The sequence below is a fragment of the Thermosynechococcus sp. QS41 genome, assembly GCF_031583515.1.
GTDB lineage: Bacteria > Cyanobacteriota > Cyanobacteriia > Thermosynechococcales > Thermosynechococcaceae > Thermosynechococcus.
Window position 1 is genome coordinate 466,256 of record NZ_CP134181.1, and the last position, 24,450, is coordinate 490,705.

Here is a 24,450-nt window from a genome sequence, read left to right on the forward strand (position 1 = left end):
AGAATAGACAATATCGCTAAAAGCTAAAAGGAACTACTGCCCTGGTGTTTGCGGACTGGGGGACTCGGTTGGCGTTTGGTTATCGGTACCACCGCCGCCACCACCACAGGCAACCAGCGTTGTCGAAAAGCCCACTAAAATTAACCCTAAGGCGGCGAGTTTGTAAAGAGATTTCATAGAACTCCTCACGGCAGATAATTAGTTAAGGATTGGACAGTTCTTTTCTACCAATTCTGCTCGGGGATTGGCAACTCTGTGGCAACGATTGGTCTATAGAGATTTCCCTCAAAAGTGCCACCACATCCTAGAAAGCAACTATACCCCCTATGACAACTGAGCGATTACAAAAAGTCCTTGCCCATTGGGGAGTGGCCTCGCGACGCCATGCAGAAATACTCATCCGCAGTGGTCAGGTCTTCGTGAATGGTCAGCGGGCAAAATTGGGGGACAAAGTGGATCCCACGCGCGATCGCATTGAATACAAAGGACAACCCCTGAACCCGCCCCGCCCACCCCAACGGCTCTACCTGCTGCTCCATAAACCCAAGGGGGTTCTCTGTACCTGTCACGATCCCCAAGGGCGCACCACCGTTTTGGATCTCTTGCCGCCTAGGTATCAGCAGGTGGCCGGTCTTCATCCTGTGGGTCGCTTAGATGCCGACTCTAGCGGTGCCCTGCTGCTCACCAATGATGGGGCGTTTACCTACTATCTCAGCCATCCCCGCCATCACATCCCCAAAACCTACCGCGTTTGGGTGCAGGGACAGCCTATGGAAGGGGTCTTGCAAAAATGGCGAGAGGGCGTTCCCTTGGACGGGGTGATGACGCTACCCGCAGCCGTTAAGCTCCTGCGCACCGAGGGCGATCGCTCCCTCTTGGAAATCATCCTGCACGAAGGTCGCAACCGCCAGATTCGCCGTGTGGCCGATCAGCTGGGTTATCCTGTTGTTGCCTTGCAACGGATCGCGATCGGCCCAGTTCACCTCGGCAATCTTCGCCCCAGAGCCGTTCGCCCCCTCAGCCGCCGTGAATTGGCCGCCCTTGCTTATCCAGCCAACCGCGAAGGCTCAGCCTGAGAGCCAGTCATTTTGGGTGGAATATGCTGCACCGGATGATCGGGATGGGTGGCTTCCCATTCGGCAAGAAATTCCTGTGTGTCTTTGACGGGCGGTAAGGGCAACGAGCCACCGGGACCTGCCAAGGGGCGCAATCCATTCAACTCCGCTAAGATGGCTGTGCCGTTGTTAATAACCACCGCCAAAATCGGGTCAAGGGCAAAGAAGACCCCCGACAGCAGCGCACCAATATTAGGAATGGCCACGATCGCTGTATTTTGCCAGACAATTTCCATCGCCTGCTTGGCAATCCGAATAGCAAGGGTCAATCCCCGCAAGTCATCCTCCATGAGCACCACATCGGCGGTTTCACGGGCAATATCGGTTGCCCCGGCAAAGGAAATAGAGACATCGGCATAGGCAAGAGCGGCAGAGTCATTGATACCATCGCCACAGAAAGCCACGACTTTACCGCTGTCATGGAGGGTACGCACCACCTCCACTTTCTTTTCCGGGAAGGCTTCGGCGTAGATATTGTTGGGGGCAATGCCTAAGTCTTTGGCCACCGCACGGGCAACGCGGCCAATGTCACCCGTCAGCATATGGGGAGTAATGCCTGCCCCCTTGAGTTCACGGATGACTTCAGGACTTTCATTGCGGATTGGGTCACTGTAGAGAATCACCCCAATCAAACGCCCATCCCCGGCCACATAGACAATTGACGCCCGCCCAGAATCGAGATCGGGGAAACGTTCATTGAGATCAATCAGGCAAATGTTTTCCTGCTCCATCATGCGGCGGCTGCCCACCCGCAGATCCACACCCCGCACTTTTGTGGCCACACCGAGGCCAACGCGGTATTCCCAGTCTTCACAGTCAAAGAGGGGCTGATGGGTTTCGCGGGCATGGCGGACAATGGCTTCAGCCACAGGGTGGGTGAGTCCCTGCTCGGCACTAGCGGCCATACTGAGAATGTCATCGGCACTGAAGCGCGGATCCATGACTTTAATATCCGTCACGCCAGCATGACCTTGGGTCAGGGTGCCCGTTTTATCAAAGACAATCGTGTCAATTTGCGCCAGTTTTTCAATCGCCCGGCCACTGCGAATGAGAACACCATGTTGAGCCGCATAGGTGAGCGCCGACAAAATCGTGGTAGGCACCGAGACCCGAATCCCTGTACCGAGGTCAAGGGTCAGCAGGGCGATCGCCCGATTGAGATCCCCTGAGAGTAAGCCAACACCTGTGCCAATGGCCAAGGTTGGAATGACGGCTTGGTTGGCCACCATGGCAGCATAGTTTTCAATGCGCGTGTCATGCACCGGTGCCGACTGCATTAAGTTCACAATCACACCTGCACGGGTATTGTTGCCTACTCGCTCCGCTAAGATCACCAGTTGCCCCTCGACCAGCAGCGTTGACGCAAAAACCTCCATTCCCTCGCTGCGCGTTACCGGCACCGATTCACCCGTCAGTTTGCACTGATCAATGAGACCTGTACCCCGCAGGATGATGCCGTCAACGGGAATTTGATCCCCCGGATAGACAACCACGCGATCGCCCTCGACAAGGTCTTTCACTTCAACTTCAACCTCAACCCCGTCCCGTTCCACAAAGGCGGTTTTGCCGAGGCAATCCAGCAAATCAAGGTTGGCGCGCTCCGATCCCCGTGCCGTGAGGTCGCGGATCACTTCCCCCCCCTCAATCAGACCCAGCATAAAGGAGGGGGCAAAATAGTGCCCTTGCATGGTGTGGAGGGAAATTGCCAAGCCATCGAGGAAGTCAATCGTTAACTGTTTCTCCTCTTGAATCGCTTCCCATGCTCGCCGAAACACCGGCATTGCCCCGGCAATCACCACACTGGCAATCACATAGCCGGGAATCGGTAGCCCCATCAGGGAGGCCACACTCAACCCCAAGCCCAGAGCCGGTAAGCCCAAGCGTTCCCAATAGTTAATTTCGTGAGCTTCCGCCGCAGGGGTGGCCTTCTCAGTACTTAGGGCGGGAAGATCTGGATTGGCCGCCACTTGAATCGACTCAAAAATTTGCCCTTGAATCGTTGCTAGGGCTTCCCCAAAGAGCTTGGGATTATATTCCACCACAAGGGAGCGGGCAGGGGGGTTAATGCGTGCCGTTGTCACCGCGGGTAAACTGCCCACAATGTAGAGCAGCCGTGCCCCATATTCAGCATCAAAGCCCAGTCGCGGAATGCGAATCCGAAAGCGACCCCTAATCCAATGCACAACTTGATAGTGAACGGTCTCTGTGGTGATAGGGTGGGTGAGTACTTCAGACTGCGGGGAACGACTTCGGGCAATAGTGGTCATAATGGATTCCTACGAATGGTCGGGCAAGTGAAGCTGGCTAAAAGTCTTAGTAATCGTTTTCCCCCAATTGTGGATGATAGACACCAAAATTGAGTCAAATTAAACCAGTCTCAGACAAGAAAGGCAATGCAATACAGGACACTTTATAGCTTAGGTCATCCTTAAGCCATTTCAGTTTTATCGGGCATCTATCGTACAATCTAGCTGCATATTGAGGAACAAGCAGATGATGGATACGGCGATCGCAACGATTCGTGCCCGCGAAATTTTGGACTCGCGGGGGCGCCCCACGGTAGAAGCAGAAGTTGAACTGGATTGTGGCATTGTTGGACTGGCGCAGGTTCCTAGTGGTGCCTCAACGGGGAGTTTTGAAGCCCATGAACTGCGGGACGGCGATCCCAAGCGCTATGGTGGCAAAGGTGTCCTCACAGCGGTGGAAAACATTGAAACCACTATTCTCAGTGCCCTTGTGGATCTCAACGCCCTTGATCAGACAGTGATTGACCAGTGCCTCTTGGAACTGGATGGCAGTGAGAACAAATCCAACCTTGGCGCCAATGCCATTCTTGCGGTTTCCCTTGCCACGGCCAAAGCAGCCGCAGAATATCTCGGTCAACCCCTCTACCGCTATTTGGGGGGGCCTCTGGCCAATGTCCTCCCCGTGCCGATGATGAATGTGATCAACGGGGGTGCCCATGCCGCCAACAACATTGACTTTCAGGAATTCATGATCATGCCCATTGGTGCCCCTAGTTTTCGGGAGGGACTGCGCTGGGGGGCAGAGGTTTTTGCCGCTCTGAGTAAAGTGCTAGCTGATAAGGGGTTACTGACCGGGGTGGGGGATGAAGGGGGCTTTGCGCCTAACCTCGACTCCAACCAAGCGGCCTTGGATATTTTACTTCAGGCGATTGAAACCGCAGGTTACACCCCCGGCACTGACGTTGCCCTTGCCCTCGATGTCGCCGCCAATGAATTTTATGAAGACGGCAAATATGTGTTTGATAATGCCAGCCGCACTGGCTCTGAGTTAATTCGCTACTATGAAGAATTGGTGAGCAACTATCCCATTGTCTCGATTGAGGACGGCTTGCAGGAGGAGGACTGGGATCACTGGGCACTCTTGACCGAAACCCTTGGCAGTCGTATTCAACTCGTGGGGGATGACTTGTTTGTCACCAATCCCAAACGCTTACAACGGGGGATTGACAATGGCGTGGCCAATGCCATCTTGATTAAACTCAATCAGATTGGTTCCTTGACAGAAACGCTGCAAACCATTGATCTGGCGACTCGCAAGGGCTACCGCTCGGTGATTAGCCACCGCTCTGGCGAAACCGAAGATACCACGATTGCGGATTTGGCTGTAGCTACCCGTGCGGGTCAAATTAAAACCGGTTCCCTCTGCCGCAGTGAACGGGTTGCCAAGTACAATCGCCTGTTACGCATTGAAGCGGAACTAGGGGATCAGGCAGTCTATGCGCCCACGGTGGGCTTGGGGCCGCGCTAGGTGATTCGTGCCCGCAAACGGTTTGGCCAGCATTGGCTGCGTAGTGAATCGGTTTTAGCTCAGATCATTGCAGCGGCTGAACTGCACGCGGGCGATCGCATCCTAGAAATTGGTCCCGGTCGGGGTGCCCTCACTCGCCCTCTTCTAGCCAGTGGTGCTGAGGTGGTGGCCGTTGAACTGGATCGGAATCTGTGCAGTAAGTTGCGGCAGCGGTTCAGCGGGGATCGATTTCAGTTGATTGAGGGGGATATTCTCAAGGTTGATTTAGCCCCCTTGAACTGCCACAAAGTGGTGGCCAATATCCCCTACAACATCACAGGGCCGTTACTGGGGCATCTGCTTGGCAGTATTGCCCGACCGCGTCGCCCGGCCTTTGAGCGGTTGATTCTACTGGTGCAAAAAGAAATTGGCGATCGCCTGATGGCCACCCCCGGTAGCAAGGCCTATGGTGCCCTTTCGGTGCGGATACAATTTTTAGCCACCTGTGAGCCGGTCTGTGCAGTGCCCCCCCGCGCCTTTCAGCCGCCGCCTAAGGTGGATTCTGTGGTGATCTGTCTGCGACCCCACGCGACACTGCCAAGGGTGCGATCGCCCCAATGGTTAGAAACGTTGCTGAAACAGGGGTTTGCCACTCGCCGTAAGATGCTGGCCAATGCCCTCAAGTCCCTTGTCGAACCCGATCAAGTGCGCCAAGCGCTGCTTCAGTTGGGGCGAGATGTCAATAGCCGCGCCGAAGCCCTCAGCCTCGAGGATTGGCTAGCCCTCAGTGAACTCCTACAGCAGCCCCACCAAGATTAACAAAATCCCCAACCCACCACAGGCGGCAGCGCCAATGGTTGAATAGAGCACGGCATTACTGGTGTCTTGACTCAGGCTGTCTTCTGATTTCAGGGAGACAAAGAACGTTTGTCCCTTGACGGTGGGACGTTCAATGCGTAGCGTGCCCGTTTGATCACTGGCGGTGCCCACGACCAACACCTGCCGATCCACTGGCGTGATCCATTCCTGATAGCGATAACCAATGGTATTGCCACTGCCAAAGGTGAGGCTGCCCACGTTTACTTGGAAGCTGCCAAAGCCAAGGCGGGCAGTGTTATTGGCGGGTCGAAATTCATCGAGGACTTGGACTGTTTCCATGTCAGCCCCCCGCGGATCCACTTCAATCTCGCCGTAGCGATCGCGCACGCGGAAGGGAATGGTTTGGCTATTGCTGCTAATCGTGTCGGAGCGGCGTTCAGTGCGCCAGCGGGTGCGGCCTTCGCTATCGGTTTCGCGCACCTGTTCTTCATACTCGCGGCTGACACACATGCGGTAATGGACGCAGGGCACCTGCTTTAACTCCGAGATCAGGGGCTGATCGACAACAATCTGACCAGAGACCTTCACATATTCCCGTAGGTTGCCACCGCCAATTTCCTGCGCCACCTGCTGTTGGAGCTGATGGAGATCCGCCGTGGTGGATGGCGTGGCTAGCTTAAGACTACGCAGCTTCAGGCGATAGTGGCGCTGTACAAAAAAGAGGGCAATCGCCGCAATTAGCAAAAGGCCACCAAAAATGCCCATCGGAGACTCCGCAACAGTAGCGCCGCCAATCCCTAGTTTAGCGATGGGTAGCCCATTATGTTATGGGGCGATCGCCCGCCCTTCGGGGTCTTCAAGGACAAAGCCAGCATCGGCAATCATTTGCCAGTCTTGGTGGGGGGCTTGGCCGGGGGTCGTTAGATAATCGCCGACAAAAATGGAGTTGGCAGCATAGAGGCCAAGGGGTTGCAGCGATCGCAGGTGTACTTCACGGCCACCGGCAATGCGAATCTCCTGACGCGGCAATAATAGGCGAAACAGCACCAAGATGCGTAAACAGTGGCGCGGATTGAGGTTGTGCTGTGTCCCAAGGGGTGTCCCCGGAATGGGAATCAGAAAATTCACTGGTACACTGGTCACCTGACGCTGCCGCAGGGAAAGGGCAAGATCAATGACATCGTCATCGGATTCCCCCATACCCAAAATGCCGCCAGAGCAAGTTGTAATTCCAGCGGCTTGGATATTGGCCAAGGTCTGGTCGCGATCGCTAAAGGTGTGAGTGGTGCAAATTTCGCCGTGGAAGTTTTCCGAGGTATTTAGGTTGTGATTGACGCGATCGACGCCTGCTGCCGCTAGCCGTGCCGTTTGCTCAGCGGTGAGTAAGCCCAAGCAGGCACAGATTTTCAGGGGATAGCGCTCCTTAACTGCCCGAATAGCAGCAAGTACCTGCTCAAAGACCTTCTCATTGGGCGATCGCCCGGAAATGACCATGCAAAAGGTACCGGCCTTGAGTTGGGCAGCGCGATCGGCCGCAGCAAGAATTTTTTCCTGCGAGAGCAGGGGATACTTTTCAATCTCAGCCGTGGAGATTTTTGATTGTGAGCAGTAGTGGCAATCCTCTGGACAGAGACCACTTTGGGCATTGAGCAGATAGTGCAGCCGTACCCGATTCCCCCAGTAGTGGTAGCGCACCCGATAGGCCGCCGCCAGTTGATTCAGGAGTTCAGTATCCGCGGCTTGTAACACCGCCCGCGCTTGATCGCGGCTGAGGCATTCATCGGCAAGGGCTAAATCGGCAAGGTGCTGCCAATCGGTCGTCAATACTGTGTTCATGGTTTTTTCTTAGCTACGGAGGGTCACGGCGTATTTTTCCACAAGGCTGTCGCGAATGCGCTGATGTAATTCATTCACCTCGGCCTCGGTGAGGGTGCGATCGCTGGCGCGGTAGGTGAGGCGAAAGGCCAAACTGCGCTGCCCTTCGGGAACACCAGTGCCACTGTACTCATCAAAAACCTCGACACTCTCAAGGAGGGAGTCGCGCCCGCCTGCAGCTTTCCAAATGGTGCGGCTGAGTTCTGCCACAGTGAGATCCGCCGGCGCAAAAAAGGCGAGGTCGCGATCGCTGGCGGGATAAGTTGAAAAGGGCTGAAAGATAATCTGGCGATAGCGTTCCTCAAGGCGGCTCAGGAATACCTCCAGATCCAGTTCAAAGACATACACCGCCGCCGGCAGGTCGAGGGTCGCCGCATACTGCGGGTGTAACTGGCCAAAAATACCGAGCCGTTCTCCATTCAAACAAAGGGCCGCCGTCCGCCCCGGATGCAAGCGTTCGTCTTGGCGATCGCTCTGATATTCCACATGCAAACCAAACCGCTGAAAGACACTCTCGAGAATCCCCTTAGCTTCATACCATGTGAGGGGTTGGGCTTGCTGTGAGCGGCGTACCCATTTCCCCTGCCACGGATCGCCACCGATGATGCCCCCAAGGCGATCGCTTTCCCAGAGACCCTCTTCATCTTGACCAAAAACACGGCCAATTTCAAAACCATTGAGGGGCGGATTCCCCTGTTCTTGGTTGTAGCGGAAGGCTTGGACGAGACCCGTAATTAGATCCGTACGCAGCGAGGAAAACTCCGCCACTAGCGGATTCACGACGGTCACTTGGTTGGGCTGACCACCTTTTACCCAAGAATAGTGCATCAATTCCGTCAGACCCGCCCCGCGAAAGGCCGCCCGTAGCTCCCGCAGTAGGGTGAGTTCCAGCGGTAGTGCTCCCAATTCCGATTGAGCGGGCAAGGTTTCCTCAAAGCGGTCGTAACCGTAGAGCCGCGCAATCTCCTCAATCAGATCCACCTCTCGCTCAATATCCCGGAAGCGGTAAGGGGGCACCGTCACCGACCACACCACTAACTCGTCCTCAAAGGTTTCTTGACGGCTGAGGTGAAAGCCAAGACGGCTGAGTAGCTCTTCAACGGTCTCTGCGTCCAAATAGGCGACTTCCTCGCTCTCCGCTTCGTCAGCAACCACGGCCCCCAACAGCCGGTGCACTTGTTCCAGCCGCAGGGTGAGGGTGCGCTCAAGGGGCGGACGCTGATCCGCTAGTGTAGTGTAGGTCACTGTCCCTTGAGCCACTTCAGTCAATAGGGCGATCGCTTCAGCGGTGGCCGCCTCTAGTTCTGCGGGGTTCACCCCCCGTTCATAGCGAGCCGAAGCTTCCGTGCGTAATCCTTGGGCGCGAGCCGATCGCCGAATCACTGGACTGGCAAAGAGTGCCGCCTCAAGGAAGACATTCTGCGTACCCTCGTAAACTTCAGTCTCTTCGCCCCCCATTACTCCGGCAAGGGCAACGGGCACATCCCCGGCGGTAATCAGGAGATTGTCGGCACTCAGCACCCGCTGCTCACCATCGAGGGTTTTCAGGGTTTCCCCGGCCTTGGCAAAACGCACGCCGACACTCACTGGGGTTTGGGTAGCAACCCCTTGCAACCGATCCCAATCAAAGGCATGGAGGGGCTGACCCCACTTCAGCAGGATGTAGTTGGTGATATCCACCACATTATTGATGGCACGCAAACCGGCAGCCTCTAAGCATTGCTGGAGCCAATGGGGCGAAGGGGCAATCTGGACATTGGTGATCAGTGTGCCACAGTAGGCAGGGCAGGCTTGGGAGTCGGCGATCGCCAGCTGTACAGGTACCTTAGCACGGGACTTTTTGGGGGCGATCGCCTTTGGGGCGGGTAGCGTCAGGGGAGCACCAGTAAGTGCGGCCACTTCACGGGCAATGCCTACCATACTCAGGGCATCCGCACGGTTGGCAGTTGAGGTCAGGTGCAAAATCACATCATCCAAGCCGAGGAGAGGACGTACATCTTCCCCGACGGTTACTGCATCAGCGAATGTGTGAATGCCCTCAGACGCTTTGGTTAGCCCCAACTCAGCAAGGGAGCAAATCATCCCCTCAGATTTCACGCCCCGCAGTTTTGCCGGTCGAATTTTCAGATCAATTTTGGCCAGATATGCCCCCGGTAGTGCCACAGGTACATACAAGCCTGCGGCGGCATTGGGTGCCCCACAGACAATCGTGCGGGGTTCCCCTTGACCCACATCCACTTGGCAGACCCGTAATTTTTGGGCATTGGGATGGGGTTCACAGGCCAAAATATGACCCACCACAACCCCTTCCGCCCATGTGCGCCGATCTTCAATTTCTTCGACTTCAAACCCCGCCATCGTCAGGCGATCGGCCAAAGTCATCACATCGAGATCAACAGCCACTAATTCCCGTAGCCACCGAAGGGAAACCCGCATGGAATCCTCAACAAAACGTCATACTTTGCCATTCTTCTTCAGCCTACCAAAATTCGCCGCAGTGCTCCGCCTATACCGCAAAGCGGTTAGGTGGTAGTGAGGTGATAGGCGACCATAGGGAGCAGTCACTCAATCTCAGCTTGTTGCTGGATATATTGAGCTAGCACCGAACATCGGGCGCGACTAATAGCTATAGTCCACTCATGCTCACCCTGACGTACGAGTACAGGCTAAAACTAACCCAGCAGCAGGCTAAGCAGATCGACTACGATCTAGACGTGTGTCGCCAAGTTTGAAATGATGCGCTGAGGGAGCGCAAAGACTAGATTGCTTCGCGCAAATGTCCAGTCAATGCCTGCTCTGTGCCTAGCGAGTACATCATCCCAGCGGATGCCCCCTACCCCAGCTTCAACGTGCAGTGTCAACGATTCACCCAAGCAAAGCAGACCAACCCTGATTTAGCGTCGGTTAACGCCCAAGCATCAGCAAGTCTTGAAGCGGGTGGTTGGCCTCGATGTTGGCCTAGAATACTTTCTCTCCACCTCGGACGGACTTCAACTAGCACGGCCTAGGTTTTTCGTAGAGATGCAACGCAAGCTTCAATTGCTGCAACGCAGACTGAAGCGGAAACAGATTGGGTCAGCCAACTGGAAGAAGATTCAACGCAAGGTGGCGAAGCTGCATGAACAGATTGCCCGCACCCGCAGGGACTGTCACTTCAAGGTTGCCCACCAACTTTGCGACGGGGCTGATGTGATTGTGGTGGAGGATTTGAATCTGATTGGCCTCAGTCGTGGGACGCTGGGCAAGCACATGCTGGATGCGGGTCATGGGCCATTCCTGAACTCGGTGTTGCCTTGGGTGGCCTGCAAGCGTGGCAAGGTGGTTGTCAAGGAGAAAGCAGCGGGCACCTCTCAAGAGTGTCCCAACTGTGGCGAAGCAGTCCGCAAAACGCTATCAATCCGTTGGCATGAGTGCCCCTGTGGCTGTTCAATGCCTAGGGATATTGCCGCTGCATTCGTGTTGCGGAATCGATTGATAGGCGGTGGGGCGCACCGTCTTGAAAATGCCCCTGGAGAGGTTCTGGCGGGGATGACTTTCGGGTCATCTAGTCAAGACTCTGTGAACGGGGAATCTCCTGCTATACGCCTAGCGTTAGCGGGATGAGCGTCAATGTCCTGTGATGGCATTACACAAGTGTAAGTCGGTATGAAGCAAGGATTTCAAGAACGATCGCCGATGCCAAGGGGTCAGGCCGTACTGATCAAGGGCTTGACGGTGTTGGGGGGTGCCGTAGCCCACATTGCGTTCCCAGCCATACTGGGGATAACGCCGAGCTAAGCGTGCCATGAAGCGATCGCGCCGTACCTTGGCAATAATCGAGGCACAGGCAATACTATAGCTGTGGCGATCGCCCCCGATAATGGCCGTTACCTTTTCAAAGGGCGCTGTTTTTGTTAATTTGCCGTCAATCAGGGCATGATCCCAAGGGGCAACCCGCGCTAGGGCACGCGCCATGGCTCGATAGGTGGCTTGCAGGATATTCACCTGATCAATTTCCGCCACACTGGCACTACCAATGCCAATGGCAATCGCTTGGTTATAAATCTGCCCAAAGAGGCGCGATCGCTGGCGGGCACTCAACTGTTTGGAGTCGCGCACCTCTGGAAGAGGCACACAGTCTACTGGTAAAATTACGGCTGCTGCCACCACTGGCCCCGCCAAACAACCCCGACCCACCTCATCCACACCGACCACGCGACAATAGCCCTGTTGCCAGTAGGCTTGCTCATAGATCAGGCTGGGCGGTTCCATGCTTAATGGCCAATCCCCACATAGCGGAAGCCGAGTGACTCTAGCCCCTTGCGATCCAAGAAGTTGCGGCCATCAATGATCACGGGTTGGTGCATCACCTTGGCCAGTTCCCCATAATCCACCTCTTGGAACTGTGGCCAGTCGGTCACCAGCACCAAAGCATCACAGCCATCGGCAAGGTGCAGCAGATCCGTTTCCACAATCACATGGGAGAGACCCGATCGCAGACCCGACTGGGACACGAGGGGGTCATAGGCCTTGACCTTGGCACCCAAGCGATACAGTTCCTCGATCAAATTCAGGGCAGGGGCATCCCGCAGATCATCGGTGTTGGGCTTAAACGTTAACCCCAAAAGGCCAATGGTTTTACCTTTGAGGATTTTTAGCACCTGTTGTAGTTTTTCAATGACAATAAAGCGTTGCCGCTGGTTGACTTGAACGGCTGCTTTGAGCAACTGGGCATCGTAGCCGTAGTCTTCCGCCGTGTGGATGAGCGCCGAAACATCCTTGGGAAAACAGGAACCACCCCAGCCCAAGCCCGCTTGCAGAAATTTCTCGCCAATGCGGGAATCTAGGCCAATCCCCTTGGCCACTTGAACCACATCCGCCCCCACGCGATCGCAAATATTGGCAATTTCGTTGATAAAGCTGATTTTAGTGGCCAAAAAAGCATTGGCAGCGTACTTAATCATTTCCGCCGAACTGAGATCCGTCACCAACACCGGCACGGGGGGCAAGGTGGGATCAGCCGCATACTTACGTTCAATGATCGGCGCATAGAGTTCCTGCATGATTTGAATCGCTTTGCGGCTACTACTACCCAAGACAATGCGATCGGGATTAAACGTGTCATAGACCGCTGAACCTTCCCGCAGAAATTCAGGGTTGCTGACCACATCAAAATCCAACGGCGGATGGGTCGCCCCCCCTTTAATGGCATCCGCTAGATCCGGTTCGCGCTCCACCACACCATCGAGAATAATCATTCGCACCCAGTCTCCTGAGCCAATCGGCACTGTGGATTTGTTGACAATGACTTTGTACCCCAAATGCAAATGGGCACCAATACCGCGGGCAACCGCTTCCACATAGCGGGTATCGGTTTCACCATTGGGTAAGGCGGGTGTACCGACGGCGATAAAGAGCACGTCACCAAACTCCACCCCAGCGCCAAGATCACTACTGAAGCGAATGTGGCCACTGGCAATGCACCCACGGAGTAACTCCGTCAGACCGGGTTCATAAATGGGGGATTCCCCCTGTTGCAGCAGCTTAACTTTATCAATGTTGTTGTCAATGCAAATCACCTCATGGCCGATATGTGCCAAGCACACTCCCGTCACCAAGCCCACATAACCGGTGCCAATCACACATACCCGCATTCCCTGTGGCCTCCCTAAACTTCCACCATCATAGGCGTATAGGGCACGCCTAGTCGCTCGGCAAAGTCAGGAATTGTGCGCTGTAATCCCTCGAGGAGGGGGACGGTCGGTTGCCAGCCCAACACCGTGCGAGCAAGGGTAATGTCAGGACGACGGCGCTGGGGGTCATCACTGGGCAGGGGCTTAAACTGAATTTCCACCCCCGGATTAATCAGGGCTTGGATTTTTTGGGCTAGCTCCAGCACGGTGTATTCATCAGGGTTGCCCAGATTCACAGGGCCAATGTGATCGCTATTCATCAGCCGAATTAACCCTTCCACCAAGTCGCTGACATAGCAAAAACTGCGGGTTTGGGAGCCGTCGCCATAAACGGTGAGGGGAATGCCCTGCAAGGCTTGAACAATAAAATTGCTGACTACGCGGCCATCGTTGACTTGCATTTTGGGGCCATAGGTATTAAAAATCCGTGCCACCCGCACATCCACATTGTTTTGGCGGTGGTAGTCAAAGGTGAGGGTCTCTGCCACCCGCTTGCCTTCGTCGTAACAGGAGCGGATACCAATGGGGTTGACATTCCCCCAGTAGGACTCAGATTGGGGATGCACCAGCGGGTCACCATAGACTTCTGAGGTGGAAGCAAGGAGAAACCGTGCCTTTACACGTTTGGCCAACCCCAGCATGTGGAGGGTGCCCATGACATTGGTTTTAATCGTTTTGACGGGGTTGTACTGGTAGTGAACTGGCGAGGCGGGGCAAGCCAAGTGATAGATTTGATCCACCTCAAGGCGAATCGGATCGGTGACATCATGGCGGATCAGTTCAAAATTGGGGTGACCCATCCAGCGCAGAATGTTGCGCTTTGTACCAGTGAAGTAGTTATCTAAGCAAATGACCTCATGACCCGCTTCCATCAGCCGATCAACTAGATGGGAACCAATAAACCCAGCACCGCCAGTAACCAGAATACGCATTGTGTTGTCTAAATAGAGTTACGCTATTCCTTCTTTGCCTCAGATTAGCACGAGTTCGTAGGAACCCAGTAATGTCTCATTCCAGTTCGCGATCGCTCCCCCTTAGCCGCCAAATTGAAGGGGGCGGCCGCGCACAGCGGTATTCACCCGCCCTTGGCTAAAAACAATCTCACCATTGACAAAGGTGTAAACTGGCCACCCCGTCAATGACCAGCCCTCAAAGGGACTCCAGCCGCACTTGGTGAGCAGTTCCTCGCGGCGCACTGGGCGATAGGTCTGCAAATCCACAAGCACTAGATCCGCATCGTCACCGGGGGCAATTTTGCCTTTATTGGGAATGTCGTAGGCCGCAGCAACGGCAGTGGACATCCAACGCACCACTTGGGGCACCGTACAGCGACCGGCCATTGCTTGGGTCAACATCAGGGGCAAAGAGGTTTCCACCCCCGGCATACCCGAAGGGCTTTGGGGATAGGGCTGCGCCTTTTCCTCTAGGGTGTGGGGAGCATGATCGGTGGCAATAAAGTCAATCACCCCATCCAATAATCCCTGCCAGAGTTTTTCATTATCTCCTGCGGTGCGTAGGGGCGGGTTCATTTGGGCAAGGGAGCCAATGTTGGCATAGGCCTCTGTGGTGAGCAATAGGTGCTGGGGGGTAACTTCCACCGTTATCCAAGGAAGCTTGTGCTCGCGCAGAAAGTCCACTTCAATTCCTGTGGACAGATGGAGAATGTGCAGGCGGCGTTCGTATTTACGGGAGAGCTTCACTGCTAACTGGGTGGCGTTGAGGGCAGCAATCTCGTCTTGAATTTGCGAGTGTACGGCCACATCGCTAATGCCAGCAAATTGTTCGCGACGGGCACAGATTCGCCCTTGATCTTCGGCATGGACAGCAATGAGGCGTTTGCCCTCACTAAAGATACGGTCTAAAATTGGCTCCTCATCCACCAAAAGGGGGCCGTGCATTGACCCCATGAAAATCTTGATGCCACAGATGGGGTGAACGGTGTTGAGAACGGCAAGATTCTCCTTAGTGGCGCCAATGAAAAAGCCATAATTGACGACACATTTGGCGGCAGCACGGGCGAGTTTATCGTCGAGGGTGGCCTGATCAATGGTCAGTGGCCGAGTATTGGGCATTTCTAAAAAACTGGTGACCCCCCCCTTGGCACAGGCACAACTGGCAGTAAATAGATCCTCTTTGTGCTCTAAGCCCGGTTCGCGAAAATGGACTTGGGGGTCGATCACACCGGGCAGGAGAGTGAGACCAGTCGCATCAATAACCGTATCCTCTGGGTGGATGGTGACAGTTTCTGCGACTTCGGTGATGCGATCGCCCTCAAGGCGTACCTGTTGTTGTCGCAGTTCTCCCTCTGGGGTACAAATCACCGCATTTTGGATTGCGATCGCCACCCTGTTCTCCTGCAAAATTGGCTCTCTCCCTTGATCCTACTGACATCTGAGACCCAAAGACACGAGGTGTAAACTATAAACATCTGTAATACTTGTGGTGATAAAAATTTGCCCCAGATCTATCTTCGTAACGGAAATAAAACCCTTATACTGTAGAGCGTGTCTGTAGGTGGGGCGCGATCGAATCGCTATGGAATCTGGTATTGACTTACAGGGGCAGTTTATTCGTGCATTGGAATCCCTTGGCCTCTCCCATGATCTGGCCAAGCTGCTATGGTTACCCCTGCCAATGTTAATGATGCTCATTGTGGCCACCGTGGGCGTACTGGTGGCCGTTTGGCTAGAACGGAAAATTTCTGCCGCTGTGCAACAGCGTATTGGCCCGGAATACATTGGTCCATTGGGGATTTTGGCACCCTTAGCCGACGGCCTAAAACTGATTTTTAAGGAAGATGTTCTCCCCGCGAATACCGATCGCTGGCTGTTTACCCTTGGGCCGGCGGTGGTCGTGATTCCTGTCTTTTTGTCCTATATTATTGTCCCCTTTGGCCAAAACCTACTGATCTCCAACTTGGCGATGGGGGTCTTTCTCTGGATTGCCCTCTCCAGTATTGCGCCCATTGGCCTGCTGATGTCGGGCTATGCCTCCAACAACAAATACTCCCTACTGGGGGGACTGCGGGCAGCGGCACAATCCATTAGCTATGAAATTCCCCTTGCCTTGGCGGTGTTGGCAGTGGCCATGATGTCCAATGGTTTGGGTACGGTGGAAATTGTCGAGCAGCAGTCGGAGTATGGCATCCTGAGTTGGAATGTCTGGCGGCAGCCCATCGGCTTTTTGATCTTTTGGATTGCAGCTCTGGCAGAGTGTGAGCGCCTCCCCTTTGACTTGCCAGAAGCCGAGGAAGAACTCGTGGCTGGCTACCAAACAGAGTACGCTGGCATGAAGTTTGCCCTCTTTTACCTTGGTGCCTACGTTAACCTTGTGCTTTCGGCACTCTTGGTCAGTGTTCTTTACTTTGGGGGTTGGAGCTTCCCCATTCCCCTAGAAACCATTGCTAATCTTCTTGGGGTGAGTGAGAGCAATCCCTTTTTGCAGATTGCCTTTGCAGTGCTGGGCATCACGATGACCCTGATTAAGGCCTACTTCTTTGTCTTTTTGGCGATTCTGCTGCGCTGGACTGTGCCCCGTGTGCGCATTGACCAACTCCTAGACCTTGGTTGGAAATTCCTATTACCCGTGGGTCTAGTGAACTTGCTGCTGACCGCTGGCTTGAAGCTCGCCTTTCCCGTAGCCTTTGGCGGTTAAGAAACTCCCCATTTCCATGAGGTGACACCATGAAATTCCTCAATCAGATTACCAACTATGCCAAAGAGGCAGTGCAGTCCGCTAAGTACATTGGTCAAGGCCTCTCCGTGACCTTTGATCACATGCGGCGGCGGCCGGTGACGGTGCAATATCCCTACGAAAAACTCATTCCTTCGGAACGGTTTCGGGGACGGATTCACTTTGAGTTTGACAAGTGTATTGCCTGTGAAGTGTGCGTGCGCGTCTGCCCGATTAACCTGCCGGTGGTGGATTGGGTCTTCAACAAAGAGATCAAGAAGAAAGAACTGAAGCACTACAGCATTGACTTTGGTGTGTGCATCTTCTGTGCCAACTGTGTGGAATACTGCCCCACCAATTGCCTTTCAGTAACCGAAGAGTACGAGTTGGCCACCTACGATCGCCATGAGTTGAACTACGACAGTGTGGCCATGGGGCGCATTCCCTACAAGGTGACCCAAGACCCGATGGTGACCCCGATCCGCGAGTTTGCCTACCTGCCGGCGGGGGTAATGTCTGGCCATGATTTGCCTGCGGGTGCCCAACGGGCGGGAGAGCGTCCAGAGGCGATCGCCAACACTGCTGAATCATCTGAGAACTAGGAGTTGTTGCTGTGGACTTAGCCACCCTGACCCAAACGATTACCTTCTTTGCCCTTGCCGCTGCAGTGATTGTTGCTGCCCTTGGCGTTGTGCTCCTGAACAATGTTGTCTATTCCGCCTTCTTGCTGGGGGGCGTGTTCCTGAGCATCTCTGGGCTGTATATCCTCATGAATGCTGACTTTGTCTCAGCGGCACAAATTCTCATCTATGTCGGCGCGGTGAACGTTCTCATCCTCTTTGCCATCATGCTCGTCAATAAGCGTGAGGCCTATACCCCAGTGCCGGGGCGTTGGCTGCGTCAGGGGGGTGCCGCAGTAGTCTCCCTTGGCGTCTTTGCCCTGCTGACAAAAATGATTTTGCAAACTCCTTGGCAGCTCAGTTCCCTGCCGCCCACGACTGACAGTATCACAACCATTGGCCAGCACTTTTTTAGTGACTTTCTTCTGCCCTTTGAGTTGGCCTCGGTCTTGCTGTTAATGGCCTTGATTGGGGCAGTGGTGCTTGCACGGCGCGAACTGGTCTTGGAACCTGAACCCATCTTAGGGGAAGAGGTGGTACCCCCCTTGGAGTTGCCGGAACGTCCCCGTGAACCTGTAGCCTTGTCTGAAAAATAGGGGAAGACGATGCAGTTAACCTATGTTTTGATCTTGGCAGCACTGCTGTTTTGTATTGGCATCTATGGCCTTGTCACCAGTCGCAATGCTGTGCGTGTGCTCATGTCCATTGAGTTGCTTTTGAATGCTGTCAACCTCAACTTGATTGGGTTTGCCAACTATCTGGATGGCCAGCAAATCAAAGGGCAAGTCTTTGCCGTGTTTGTGATTACGGTAGCAGCCGCCGAAGCAGCCGTGGGTTTAGCCATTATTTTGGCCATCTATCGCAACCGTGACACTGTTGACATGGAGAAATTCAACCTCCTGAAGTGGTAGACTAGAAGTCGGAACTTGCTTCCCTCAATTGCCGTCTACTTTCAAGAACCAGTGTCAGCAAAAGGGCAATCACCTATGACAGTGCGTCTTGGTAAATCGGTCACTTATCTGTCGTTAATGGCATTGGGGGCAGCCGCTGCAATGTTTGCCACCCACCTAATGCCAGCGTCATCGCCCTTGGTGACCCCCAGCTTGGCGCAGTTACCGGCACCGCTACCAGCGGGAAATGACATTAACTTTATTGCCCGTGCTGTTGAGCAAGTCGGCCCGGCGGTGGTGCGGATTGATGCTTCCCGTACGGTGCAGACCCGTGTGCCCGCCATCTTTAATGACCCTTTCTTTCAGGAATTTTTTGGGCCAATGATGCCCCCCCGCAGCCGCGAGGAGCGGGGTCTTGGGTCTGGCTTTATCATTAGCAGTGATGGCTTGATCCTCACCAATGCCCATGTAGTGGATGGTGCTAACCGGGTGCGAGTAACCCTCAAGGATGGCCGCACGTTTGAGGGGCAGGTTTTGGGTCAAGACCGTCTGACGGATGTGGCCGTAGTCAAGGTGAATGCCAACAATTTACCGGTGGTGCGCCTTGGCAATTCTGATCATTTACGTCCCGGTGAGTGGGCGATCGCCATCGGCAATCCCTTGGGTCTCGATAATACGGTGACTGCGGGCATCATTAGTGCGACGGGACGTTCCAGCGGTGATATTGGCGTGCCCGATAAGCGGGTGGGCTTCATTCAAACCGATGCGGCCATTAACCCTGGCAACTCTGGTGGCCCCCTGTTGAATCAACGGGGAGAAGTCATTGGCATGAATACCGCGATTATTGGTGGTGCCCAGGGCTTGGGATTTGCCATTCCCATCAACACGGCTCAACGAATTGCCAACCAACTGATTGCCAACGGTCGTGTCGATCACCCCTTCTTGGGTATTCGCATGGCCAATCTCACCCCTGAGGTGCAGCAACGTCTCAACGCTAATCCCAATAGTCCCGTCCGCGTCCAAGAAAGTTCGGGAGTTTTGATTTTTCAAGTCCTGCCTAACTCGCCAGCCGCCCGCGCGGGTCTGCAACCCGGCGATGTGATCCGTCGTATCAATGGCCAAAACATCACCAAAGCGGATCAAGTGCAGCAAATGGTGGAAAGCACAGGCATTGGTCGCACCATGGAACTGGAAGTGCGCCGTAGGGGTCAAACGGTGACCGTGGCCGTGCAGCCGGCTCCCCTCCCTACTCAGGCTAGTCGCTGACGTGCTGACGGCCGTTCTGATCATTCCAACGGGCATTGGGGCTGCCATTGGTGGCTATGCGGGTGATGCGATTCCAGTTGTTCGTGCTTTGGCGCAGGTGTGCGATCGCCTGATTACCCATCCTAACGTTCTCAATGGGGCGATGCTCTATTGGCCGCTGCCCAATGTTTGGTATGTGGAAGGCTATGCCCTTGATGAATTTGCGGTTGGCCGTTGGGGATTGCTGCCACCGCGTCCAAATCGCATTGGCCTGTTACTGGATGCAGCGATTGAAGCGGATCTCCAACTGCGCCATCGTCAAGCAGCGGCGGCCTGTTCTGCCACCTTGGGTCTAATGATGACTGAACCTGTGATTACAGATGAACCCTTGGGCGTGCAGTTGCAAACCGCTGCCTCGGGGGCAACCTGGGGGACTCTGGCGAACCCCGCTAGTTTATTGCGGGCGGCAGAAAAGCTGATTCAAGTGGCTCAGGCAGAGGCGATCGCAATTGTGACCCGCTTTCCGGATGATCCGGGCACAGACGCATTGCACCACTATCGCAGTGGCCAAGGTGTCGATCCCCTCGCCGGGGCAGAAGCGGTGATTAGTCATTTGGTTGTCCAGCACTTTCAGCTTCCGGCAGCCCATGCCCCCGCCCTGCAACCATTGCCCCTAGAGGAGACTGTGCACCCCCGTGCCCTTGCCGAAGAAATTGGTTATACCTTTTTGCCGTCCGTGTTGGTGGGGTTGAGTCGTGCTCCCCGCTATAGCCCAACTGCCCCGCAGGCGCTGTGGCGACAGGAGGTGAATGCGGTGATTGTACCCGCCACTGCCCTTGGTGGACGGGGAATTCTGGCCTTGGCTCAGCAGGGCGTCCCCATCCTAACGGTGACTAACAATACCACAACCCTTAATGTTACAGCTGTCGATTTGGGGATAGAGACAATCCCTTGCCAGTCCTATGCCGAGGCCATTGGCGTGTTGAGTGCGATGAAGGCGGGCGTGTCTTGGCAAACGGTTACACTGGCAACCTGAAAAAATTTTTGCTTCTATCCCCATCGTCAAGTGGAACAGGTGTCCTTTGAACCCTATGAGGTGTTGGTGAATAGTCATCACCTGCATCGGGTCTATCTGAATGAATTGGAGTCACTTGAGACATTGCCATTGAGCCTAGCGCTGATGCAACTCACTGTGTTACCCGAAGCAAAAATGCCGACAGCAGCACGGTTGTTGGCAGAGCGAACTCGCACAGAGGCAGTGCCAAGGCCAAAAGTCATAATAGAGTTATATGGCTATTCCAATCACTGGAACGGTGGTCGGGGTGCCCCTGCTGGACAAGTGATGCTCTGAAATGTGGAAACGCGGCAAGTGGTGGGCACATGGCCTGCACGGCTGGAAAATCGCTACTATTGGGTCGTGCAACCCGAAATTGTGGTAGCGCCGGGGCGGTATGCAGTGTTGACCTCCAGCCCGCAAACGTGGTCTTATAATGCGACTTCCAAAAATGCTGGCATGACTTGGATTGAAGGGTACCCAATGCCTCGCTAGTGTCAAAGTTGGAGAAATTGTTGGCAGGGGGGCGATCGCGAGTCGCAGGGCGGGGCTTTAGACCCAATTCTTTGGTAAGCTAAAGAATGCTTTCTAAAACCGTGCTAAAACCTCCTATGGCTGCATCCGTAAGCTTTGACCTCGATGCCCTGAACCAACGCTTTGAGGGGGCACATCCCCGTGAAATTCTAGCGTGGGCAGTGGCTGAAATTCCCCAAGGGCTGGTGCAGACCAGTGCCTTTAATGTCGATGACATGATGATTACGGATTTGCTCTACCGTGATCTACGCCCCAATCCGCCGGTGCCTGTTCTCTTTTTGGATACGCTGCATCACTTTCCAGAAACCCTTGAATTTGTGCAGCAGGCCAAGGAAAAATATGGTCTGGATTTGCGCACCTACAAAACCCCCGATGTGGACAGTCGTGAGGCCTTTGCTGCTCGCTATGGCGACAAGCTTTGGGAAACCAATGTTGAGCAGTTTCACCATCTCACTAAAATTGAACCACTGCAACGGGGCTTAGCAGAACTCAATACGGTGGCTTGGATTACGGGACGGCGTCGGGATCAGGCGGTTACCCGCGCCAATATGCCCTACGTGGAACTGGACAAGCAGGGTCGTCTGAAAATTAATCCCCTCGCTGCTTGGACACGCAAACAAACATGGGCCTACGTGATGGAGCACGGAGTAATTTACAATCCCCTCCACGATCGCGGCTATGCCAGCATTGGCGATGAACCCCTCACTACCCCTGTAGCCGAAGGGGAAGACGAACGGGCAGGTCGCTGGCGTGGCATGGGCAAAACCGAGTGCGGCATCCACATCTAAGCCCATGTACTTTCAGGACGTTATTGCCACACTGCACCAGTTTTGGGCGGCTCAGGGATGCCTGATTGCCCAGCCCTATGACGTGGAAAAGGGCGCCGGTACCAAAAGCCCCCATACCTTTTTGCGTGCCCTCGGCCCTGAGCCTTGGGCAGTGGCCTATGTCGAACCCTGTCGCCGACCCGGAGATGGCCGCTATGGCGAGAATCCCAACCGCTATCAGTACTACTACCAGTACCAAGTGCTGATTAAGCCGTCCCCTGAGAATATCCAAGAGATCTATTTGGAGTCGCTACGCGCCCTTGGCATTCGCCCCCAAGAGCATGACATTCGCTTTGTTGAAGACAACTGGGAGGATGCGGCCGTTGGCGCGTGGGGTGTGGGCTGGGAGGTCTGGCTCGATGGTATGGAGGTGACGCAGTTTACCTATTTCCAGCAGTGTGGTGGCTTAGATTGTCGGCCGGTGTCCATTGAGATTACCTATGGCTTGGAACGGTTGACCATGTACCTCCAGGAGGTGGATGCGATCGCCAGTATCCGCTGGAACCCCACGCTCACCTATGGCGATGTCCATTTGCAAGGGGAAATTGAACAGTCCACCTACAACTTCGAGGCCTCAGATCCGGAACGATTGTTCACCCTTTTTAGTCTCTACCAGCAGGAGGCGGAGCAGCTTCTAGAAAAGCAGTTGGTACTACCCAGCTTGGATTATGTGCTCAAGTGTTCCCACACCTTTAACTTGCTGGATGCCCGTGGTGTGATTTCGGTGGCAGAGCGCACTCGCTACATTGGTCGCATTCGGGGCTTGGCACGGCGGGTCGCCCAAACCTATGTGCAACAACGGGAAGCCTTGGGATTTCCACTGCTAAAGGAGCCAACGCCGATCGCCCCCTAAGTCACCATCGCTCAAGGAGTATCCATGGGACGGCAGTGGTACCTGTCGGTGGTCTTGGCCTTGTTTGCAGCATCGGCAACGCTAGCAGCGGATGTGCCACGCTTTCTCAGTCCTAGCAAGTTTTGGGGGCAGTTGGTCTCTCAAGTCAAACCCTTGAAGCCCGAAAAAGTGGTGGCGCTGACCTTTGATGATGGCCCTTGGGGAACCTCAACCCGCCAAGTGCTGCAAATTCTCAAGGAGGAGGAGGTCAAAGCCACATTTTTTGTGATTGGTAAGCACGCCCTCATGTACCCCGATATCATTGCTGACATTGTCAAAGCCGGTCATGCCGTTGGCAACCATAGTTGGAGTCATCCCTATCAGCCCGTTGGTCCTGAAGTCGCCAAGCAAGAAATTGAAAACACCTCTGCGCTCATTGCCAAGCAAAGCCAAGCGCAAACGCGCCTGTTTCGGCCACCGGGGGGCAATCTGACCACGGGGCTAGTGGATTATGCCAAGTCGAAAAACTACGCCATCATCCTGTGGTCGGTGGATACCCACGACACCCGCCCCAACACCACAGCAGCGGACATTGTTGAGCGCACCCTCAAGGAAGTGAAACCGGGTAGTATTATTTTGCTTCACGATGGCGGCGGCGATCGCGCCACTACCCGCAAAGCTCTCCCCACGCTGATTCGTCGCCTGCGGCAAAAAGGTTATCGCTTTGTCACTGTGCCGGAACTGCTGCAACTGGCAGTTAAAGCCCCCACGCCGAAGCCTGAACCAACACCAACACCTCCGCCTCCACCGACAATCACACCAACACCCACCCCTGAGCCAACTGCCACCCCGAAACCCAGTCCAAGCCCAGTTCCCACCCCAGAAAGCCTGCCCAGTCCTGAGCCGATACCGACCCCTCCCGTCCCCAGTGAACCGCAATTGGAGCCGCCACGCATGCCCCCTAACTAAGGCTCTAGGGGAAATTCACTAATCTGTGGCGTCGAGGTACCATTGAGGGTTTCCCCCAGTTGATGGAGGGGTTCATAGACCGGTTCTAAACTGGCTTGGGTGTGGGCGATCGCCCGCAGGAGTTCAGCCGTGAGATATTCCAAGGGATGGGGAGGGGGCGGTTGGCGGCGGCGGTATTTGGGAGTGGGCACAAACTCACTGGCTACGGCCTGAAGCTGGTAGGCCAATGCTTTCACCTTGGCAAGGTAGGTCAGGGTTTCCTCAAGGTGCTGGGTAATTTGCTGGTGTTGGGCTTGCAGTTGTTGCCACTGTTCGGGGGCGATCGCACCCGCTGCTGGTTTGAGATCGAGGGGAGTCAAATCCTGAAACAGTGCTTCTATGTCTGGGGTTTCACTACTCACGAGTCCCTCCAACAAGGCCGCATCAAATAACTCCCCGAGCACTTCGGGAGAGACGGCTGCCCACTCACTGGGGGAAGAAAATGCAGGGTCAGGCGCTGTCATGGGCATTTACCAAGTCGCGTTGGGCGGGATTGCAGTGCATCAAAAGGGGACGGTTGCCCTAACTTTGTTA

Annotated in this window: 25 protein-coding genes; 15 read left to right on the forward strand and 10 right to left on the reverse strand. The window is 54.8% G+C overall.

Annotated elements, in window-relative coordinates:
- Window positions 1-33: 33 nt before the first annotated feature.
- Window positions 34-177 (reverse strand): hypothetical protein, encoded by a 144-nt coding sequence (locus RHJ80_RS02155; protein WP_310437954.1) that lies wholly within the window; start codon window positions 175-177, stop codon window positions 34-36.
- 149 nt (window positions 178-326) lie between these two features.
- Between RHJ80_RS02155 and RHJ80_RS02160 the strand changes: the two genes are divergently transcribed.
- Window positions 327-1,076: a pseudouridine synthase gene (locus tag RHJ80_RS02160; RefSeq protein ID WP_310801375.1), complete on the forward strand. Its 750-nt coding sequence runs from the start codon at window positions 327-329 to the stop codon at window positions 1,074-1,076.
- Here RHJ80_RS02160 and RHJ80_RS02165 read toward each other — a convergent pair.
- The gene (locus RHJ80_RS02165; RefSeq protein WP_310801376.1) at window positions 1,046-3,382 is read right to left on the reverse strand and encodes a heavy metal translocating P-type ATPase; all 2,337 of its coding nucleotides are present in this window, start codon (window positions 3,380-3,382) and stop codon (window positions 1,046-1,048) included. The two genes, RHJ80_RS02160 and RHJ80_RS02165, sit on opposite strands and share 31 nt — an antisense overlap.
- 226 nt (window positions 3,383-3,608) lie before the next feature.
- Between RHJ80_RS02165 and eno the strand changes: the two genes are divergently transcribed.
- Entirely contained in the window at window positions 3,609-4,889 is a 1,281-nt protein-coding gene (gene eno / locus RHJ80_RS02170; protein ID WP_206200874.1) for a phosphopyruvate hydratase, read from the forward strand.
- 3 nt (window positions 4,890-4,892) lie between these two features.
- Window positions 4,893-5,687, forward strand: a complete 795-nt coding sequence (rsmA, locus tag RHJ80_RS02175) for a 16S rRNA (adenine(1518)-N(6)/adenine(1519)-N(6))-dimethyltransferase RsmA (protein ID WP_315863356.1) — start codon at window positions 4,893-4,895, stop codon at window positions 5,685-5,687.
- Here the strand turns inward: rsmA and RHJ80_RS02180 are convergent.
- From RHJ80_RS02180 to pheT, 3 genes are read right to left on the reverse strand one after another with little or no spacing between them, the layout of a single operon-like run.
- On the reverse strand, window positions 5,664-6,452 hold the full coding sequence (locus RHJ80_RS02180) for an E3 ubiquitin ligase family protein (RefSeq protein WP_310801378.1): 789 nt from the start codon (window positions 6,450-6,452) through the stop codon (window positions 5,664-5,666). The two genes, rsmA and RHJ80_RS02180, sit on opposite strands and share 24 nt — an antisense overlap.
- A gap of 60 nt (window positions 6,453-6,512) precedes the next feature.
- Entirely contained in the window at window positions 6,513-7,523 is a 1,011-nt protein-coding gene (gene bioB / locus RHJ80_RS02185) for a biotin synthase BioB (protein WP_206200876.1), read from the reverse strand.
- A 9-nt stretch (window positions 7,524-7,532) separates the two neighbouring features.
- On the reverse strand, window positions 7,533-9,998 hold the full coding sequence (pheT, locus tag RHJ80_RS02190; RefSeq protein WP_310801379.1) for a phenylalanine--tRNA ligase subunit beta: 2,466 nt from the start codon (window positions 9,996-9,998) through the stop codon (window positions 7,533-7,535).
- Window positions 9,999-10,499: 501 nt separating this feature from the next.
- Here pheT and RHJ80_RS02195 point away from each other — a divergent pair.
- A complete protein-coding gene (locus RHJ80_RS02195) occupies window positions 10,500-11,165 on the forward strand; it encodes a transposase (protein WP_310744253.1) in 666 nt (221 codons plus the stop codon).
- A 3-nt stretch (window positions 11,166-11,168) separates the two neighbouring features.
- Here the strand turns inward: RHJ80_RS02195 and RHJ80_RS02200 are convergent, their stop codons facing one another.
- The 4 genes from RHJ80_RS02200 to RHJ80_RS02215 all read right to left on the reverse strand — a co-directional run bounded on the left by RHJ80_RS02200 (window position 11,169) and on the right by RHJ80_RS02215 (window position 15,579).
- Window positions 11,169-11,813, reverse strand: a complete 645-nt coding sequence (locus RHJ80_RS02200; protein WP_206200878.1) for a ribonuclease HII — start codon at window positions 11,811-11,813, stop codon at window positions 11,169-11,171.
- A 2-nt stretch (window positions 11,814-11,815) separates the two neighbouring features.
- A complete protein-coding gene (locus RHJ80_RS02205; RefSeq protein WP_206200879.1) occupies window positions 11,816-13,195 on the reverse strand; it encodes a UDP-glucose/GDP-mannose dehydrogenase family protein in 1,380 nt (459 codons plus the stop codon).
- 14 nt (window positions 13,196-13,209) lie between these two features.
- Window positions 13,210-14,166, reverse strand: a complete 957-nt coding sequence (locus tag RHJ80_RS02210) for a UDP-glucuronic acid decarboxylase family protein (protein ID WP_149820594.1) — start codon at window positions 14,164-14,166, stop codon at window positions 13,210-13,212.
- A 102-nt stretch (window positions 14,167-14,268) separates the two neighbouring features.
- A complete protein-coding gene (locus tag RHJ80_RS02215; protein WP_310801380.1) occupies window positions 14,269-15,579 on the reverse strand; it encodes a dihydroorotase in 1,311 nt (436 codons plus the stop codon).
- 190 nt (window positions 15,580-15,769) lie between these two features.
- Here RHJ80_RS02215 and nuoH point away from each other — a divergent pair, with 190 nt between their 5' ends.
- From nuoH to RHJ80_RS02270, 11 genes are all read left to right on the forward strand, one after another.
- A complete protein-coding gene (gene nuoH / locus RHJ80_RS02220) occupies window positions 15,770-16,888 on the forward strand; it encodes an NADH-quinone oxidoreductase subunit NuoH (protein WP_302677202.1) in 1,119 nt (372 codons plus the stop codon).
- A gap of 29 nt (window positions 16,889-16,917) precedes the next feature.
- On the forward strand, window positions 16,918-17,508 hold the full coding sequence (gene ndhI, locus RHJ80_RS02225; RefSeq protein WP_310801381.1) for an NAD(P)H-quinone oxidoreductase subunit I: 591 nt from the start codon (window positions 16,918-16,920) through the stop codon (window positions 17,506-17,508).
- 11 nt (window positions 17,509-17,519) lie between these two features.
- Complete coding sequence (locus RHJ80_RS02230; RefSeq protein ID WP_206200883.1) at window positions 17,520-18,122, forward strand: NADH-quinone oxidoreductase subunit J; 603 nt, start codon at window positions 17,520-17,522, stop codon at window positions 18,120-18,122.
- Window positions 18,123-18,131: 9 nt separating this feature from the next.
- Entirely contained in the window at window positions 18,132-18,437 is a 306-nt protein-coding gene (nuoK, locus tag RHJ80_RS02235; protein WP_011056517.1) for an NADH-quinone oxidoreductase subunit NuoK, read from the forward strand.
- A gap of 75 nt (window positions 18,438-18,512) precedes the next feature.
- A complete protein-coding gene (locus RHJ80_RS02240) occupies window positions 18,513-19,682 on the forward strand; it encodes an HhoA/HhoB/HtrA family serine endopeptidase (RefSeq protein WP_206200884.1) in 1,170 nt (389 codons plus the stop codon).
- A gap of 1 nt (window position 19,683) precedes the next feature.
- Window positions 19,684-20,697 carry a DUF3326 domain-containing protein gene (locus RHJ80_RS02245; protein ID WP_302678731.1) on the forward strand — a complete coding sequence of 338 codons (1,014 nt, stop codon included), beginning with the start codon at window positions 19,684-19,686 and terminating at the stop codon, window positions 20,695-20,697.
- Between the two features lie 39 nt (window positions 20,698-20,736).
- Entirely contained in the window at window positions 20,737-21,012 is a 276-nt protein-coding gene (locus RHJ80_RS02250; protein WP_310743310.1) for a DUF2887 domain-containing protein, read from the forward strand.
- 3 nt (window positions 21,013-21,015) lie between these two features.
- Window positions 21,016-21,210, forward strand: a complete 195-nt coding sequence (locus RHJ80_RS02255; protein ID WP_206200887.1) for a hypothetical protein — start codon at window positions 21,016-21,018, stop codon at window positions 21,208-21,210.
- A gap of 116 nt (window positions 21,211-21,326) precedes the next feature.
- On the forward strand, window positions 21,327-22,037 hold the full coding sequence (cysH, locus tag RHJ80_RS02260) for a phosphoadenosine phosphosulfate reductase (RefSeq protein WP_255521485.1): 711 nt from the start codon (window positions 21,327-21,329) through the stop codon (window positions 22,035-22,037).
- Window positions 22,038-22,041: 4 nt separating this feature from the next.
- On the forward strand, window positions 22,042-22,929 hold the full coding sequence (gene glyQ, locus RHJ80_RS02265; RefSeq protein ID WP_206200889.1) for a glycine--tRNA ligase subunit alpha: 888 nt from the start codon (window positions 22,042-22,044) through the stop codon (window positions 22,927-22,929).
- A gap of 24 nt (window positions 22,930-22,953) precedes the next feature.
- On the forward strand, window positions 22,954-23,877 hold the full coding sequence (locus tag RHJ80_RS02270) for a polysaccharide deacetylase family protein (protein ID WP_206200890.1): 924 nt from the start codon (window positions 22,954-22,956) through the stop codon (window positions 23,875-23,877).
- On the opposite strand, the gene RHJ80_RS02275 is transcribed toward RHJ80_RS02270, so the two are convergent.
- The gene (locus RHJ80_RS02275; protein WP_206200891.1) at window positions 23,874-24,380 is read right to left on the reverse strand and encodes a hypothetical protein; all 507 of its coding nucleotides are present in this window, start codon (window positions 24,378-24,380) and stop codon (window positions 23,874-23,876) included. The two genes, RHJ80_RS02270 and RHJ80_RS02275, sit on opposite strands and share 4 nt — an antisense overlap.
- Between the last annotated feature and the right edge of the window lie 70 nt (window positions 24,381-24,450).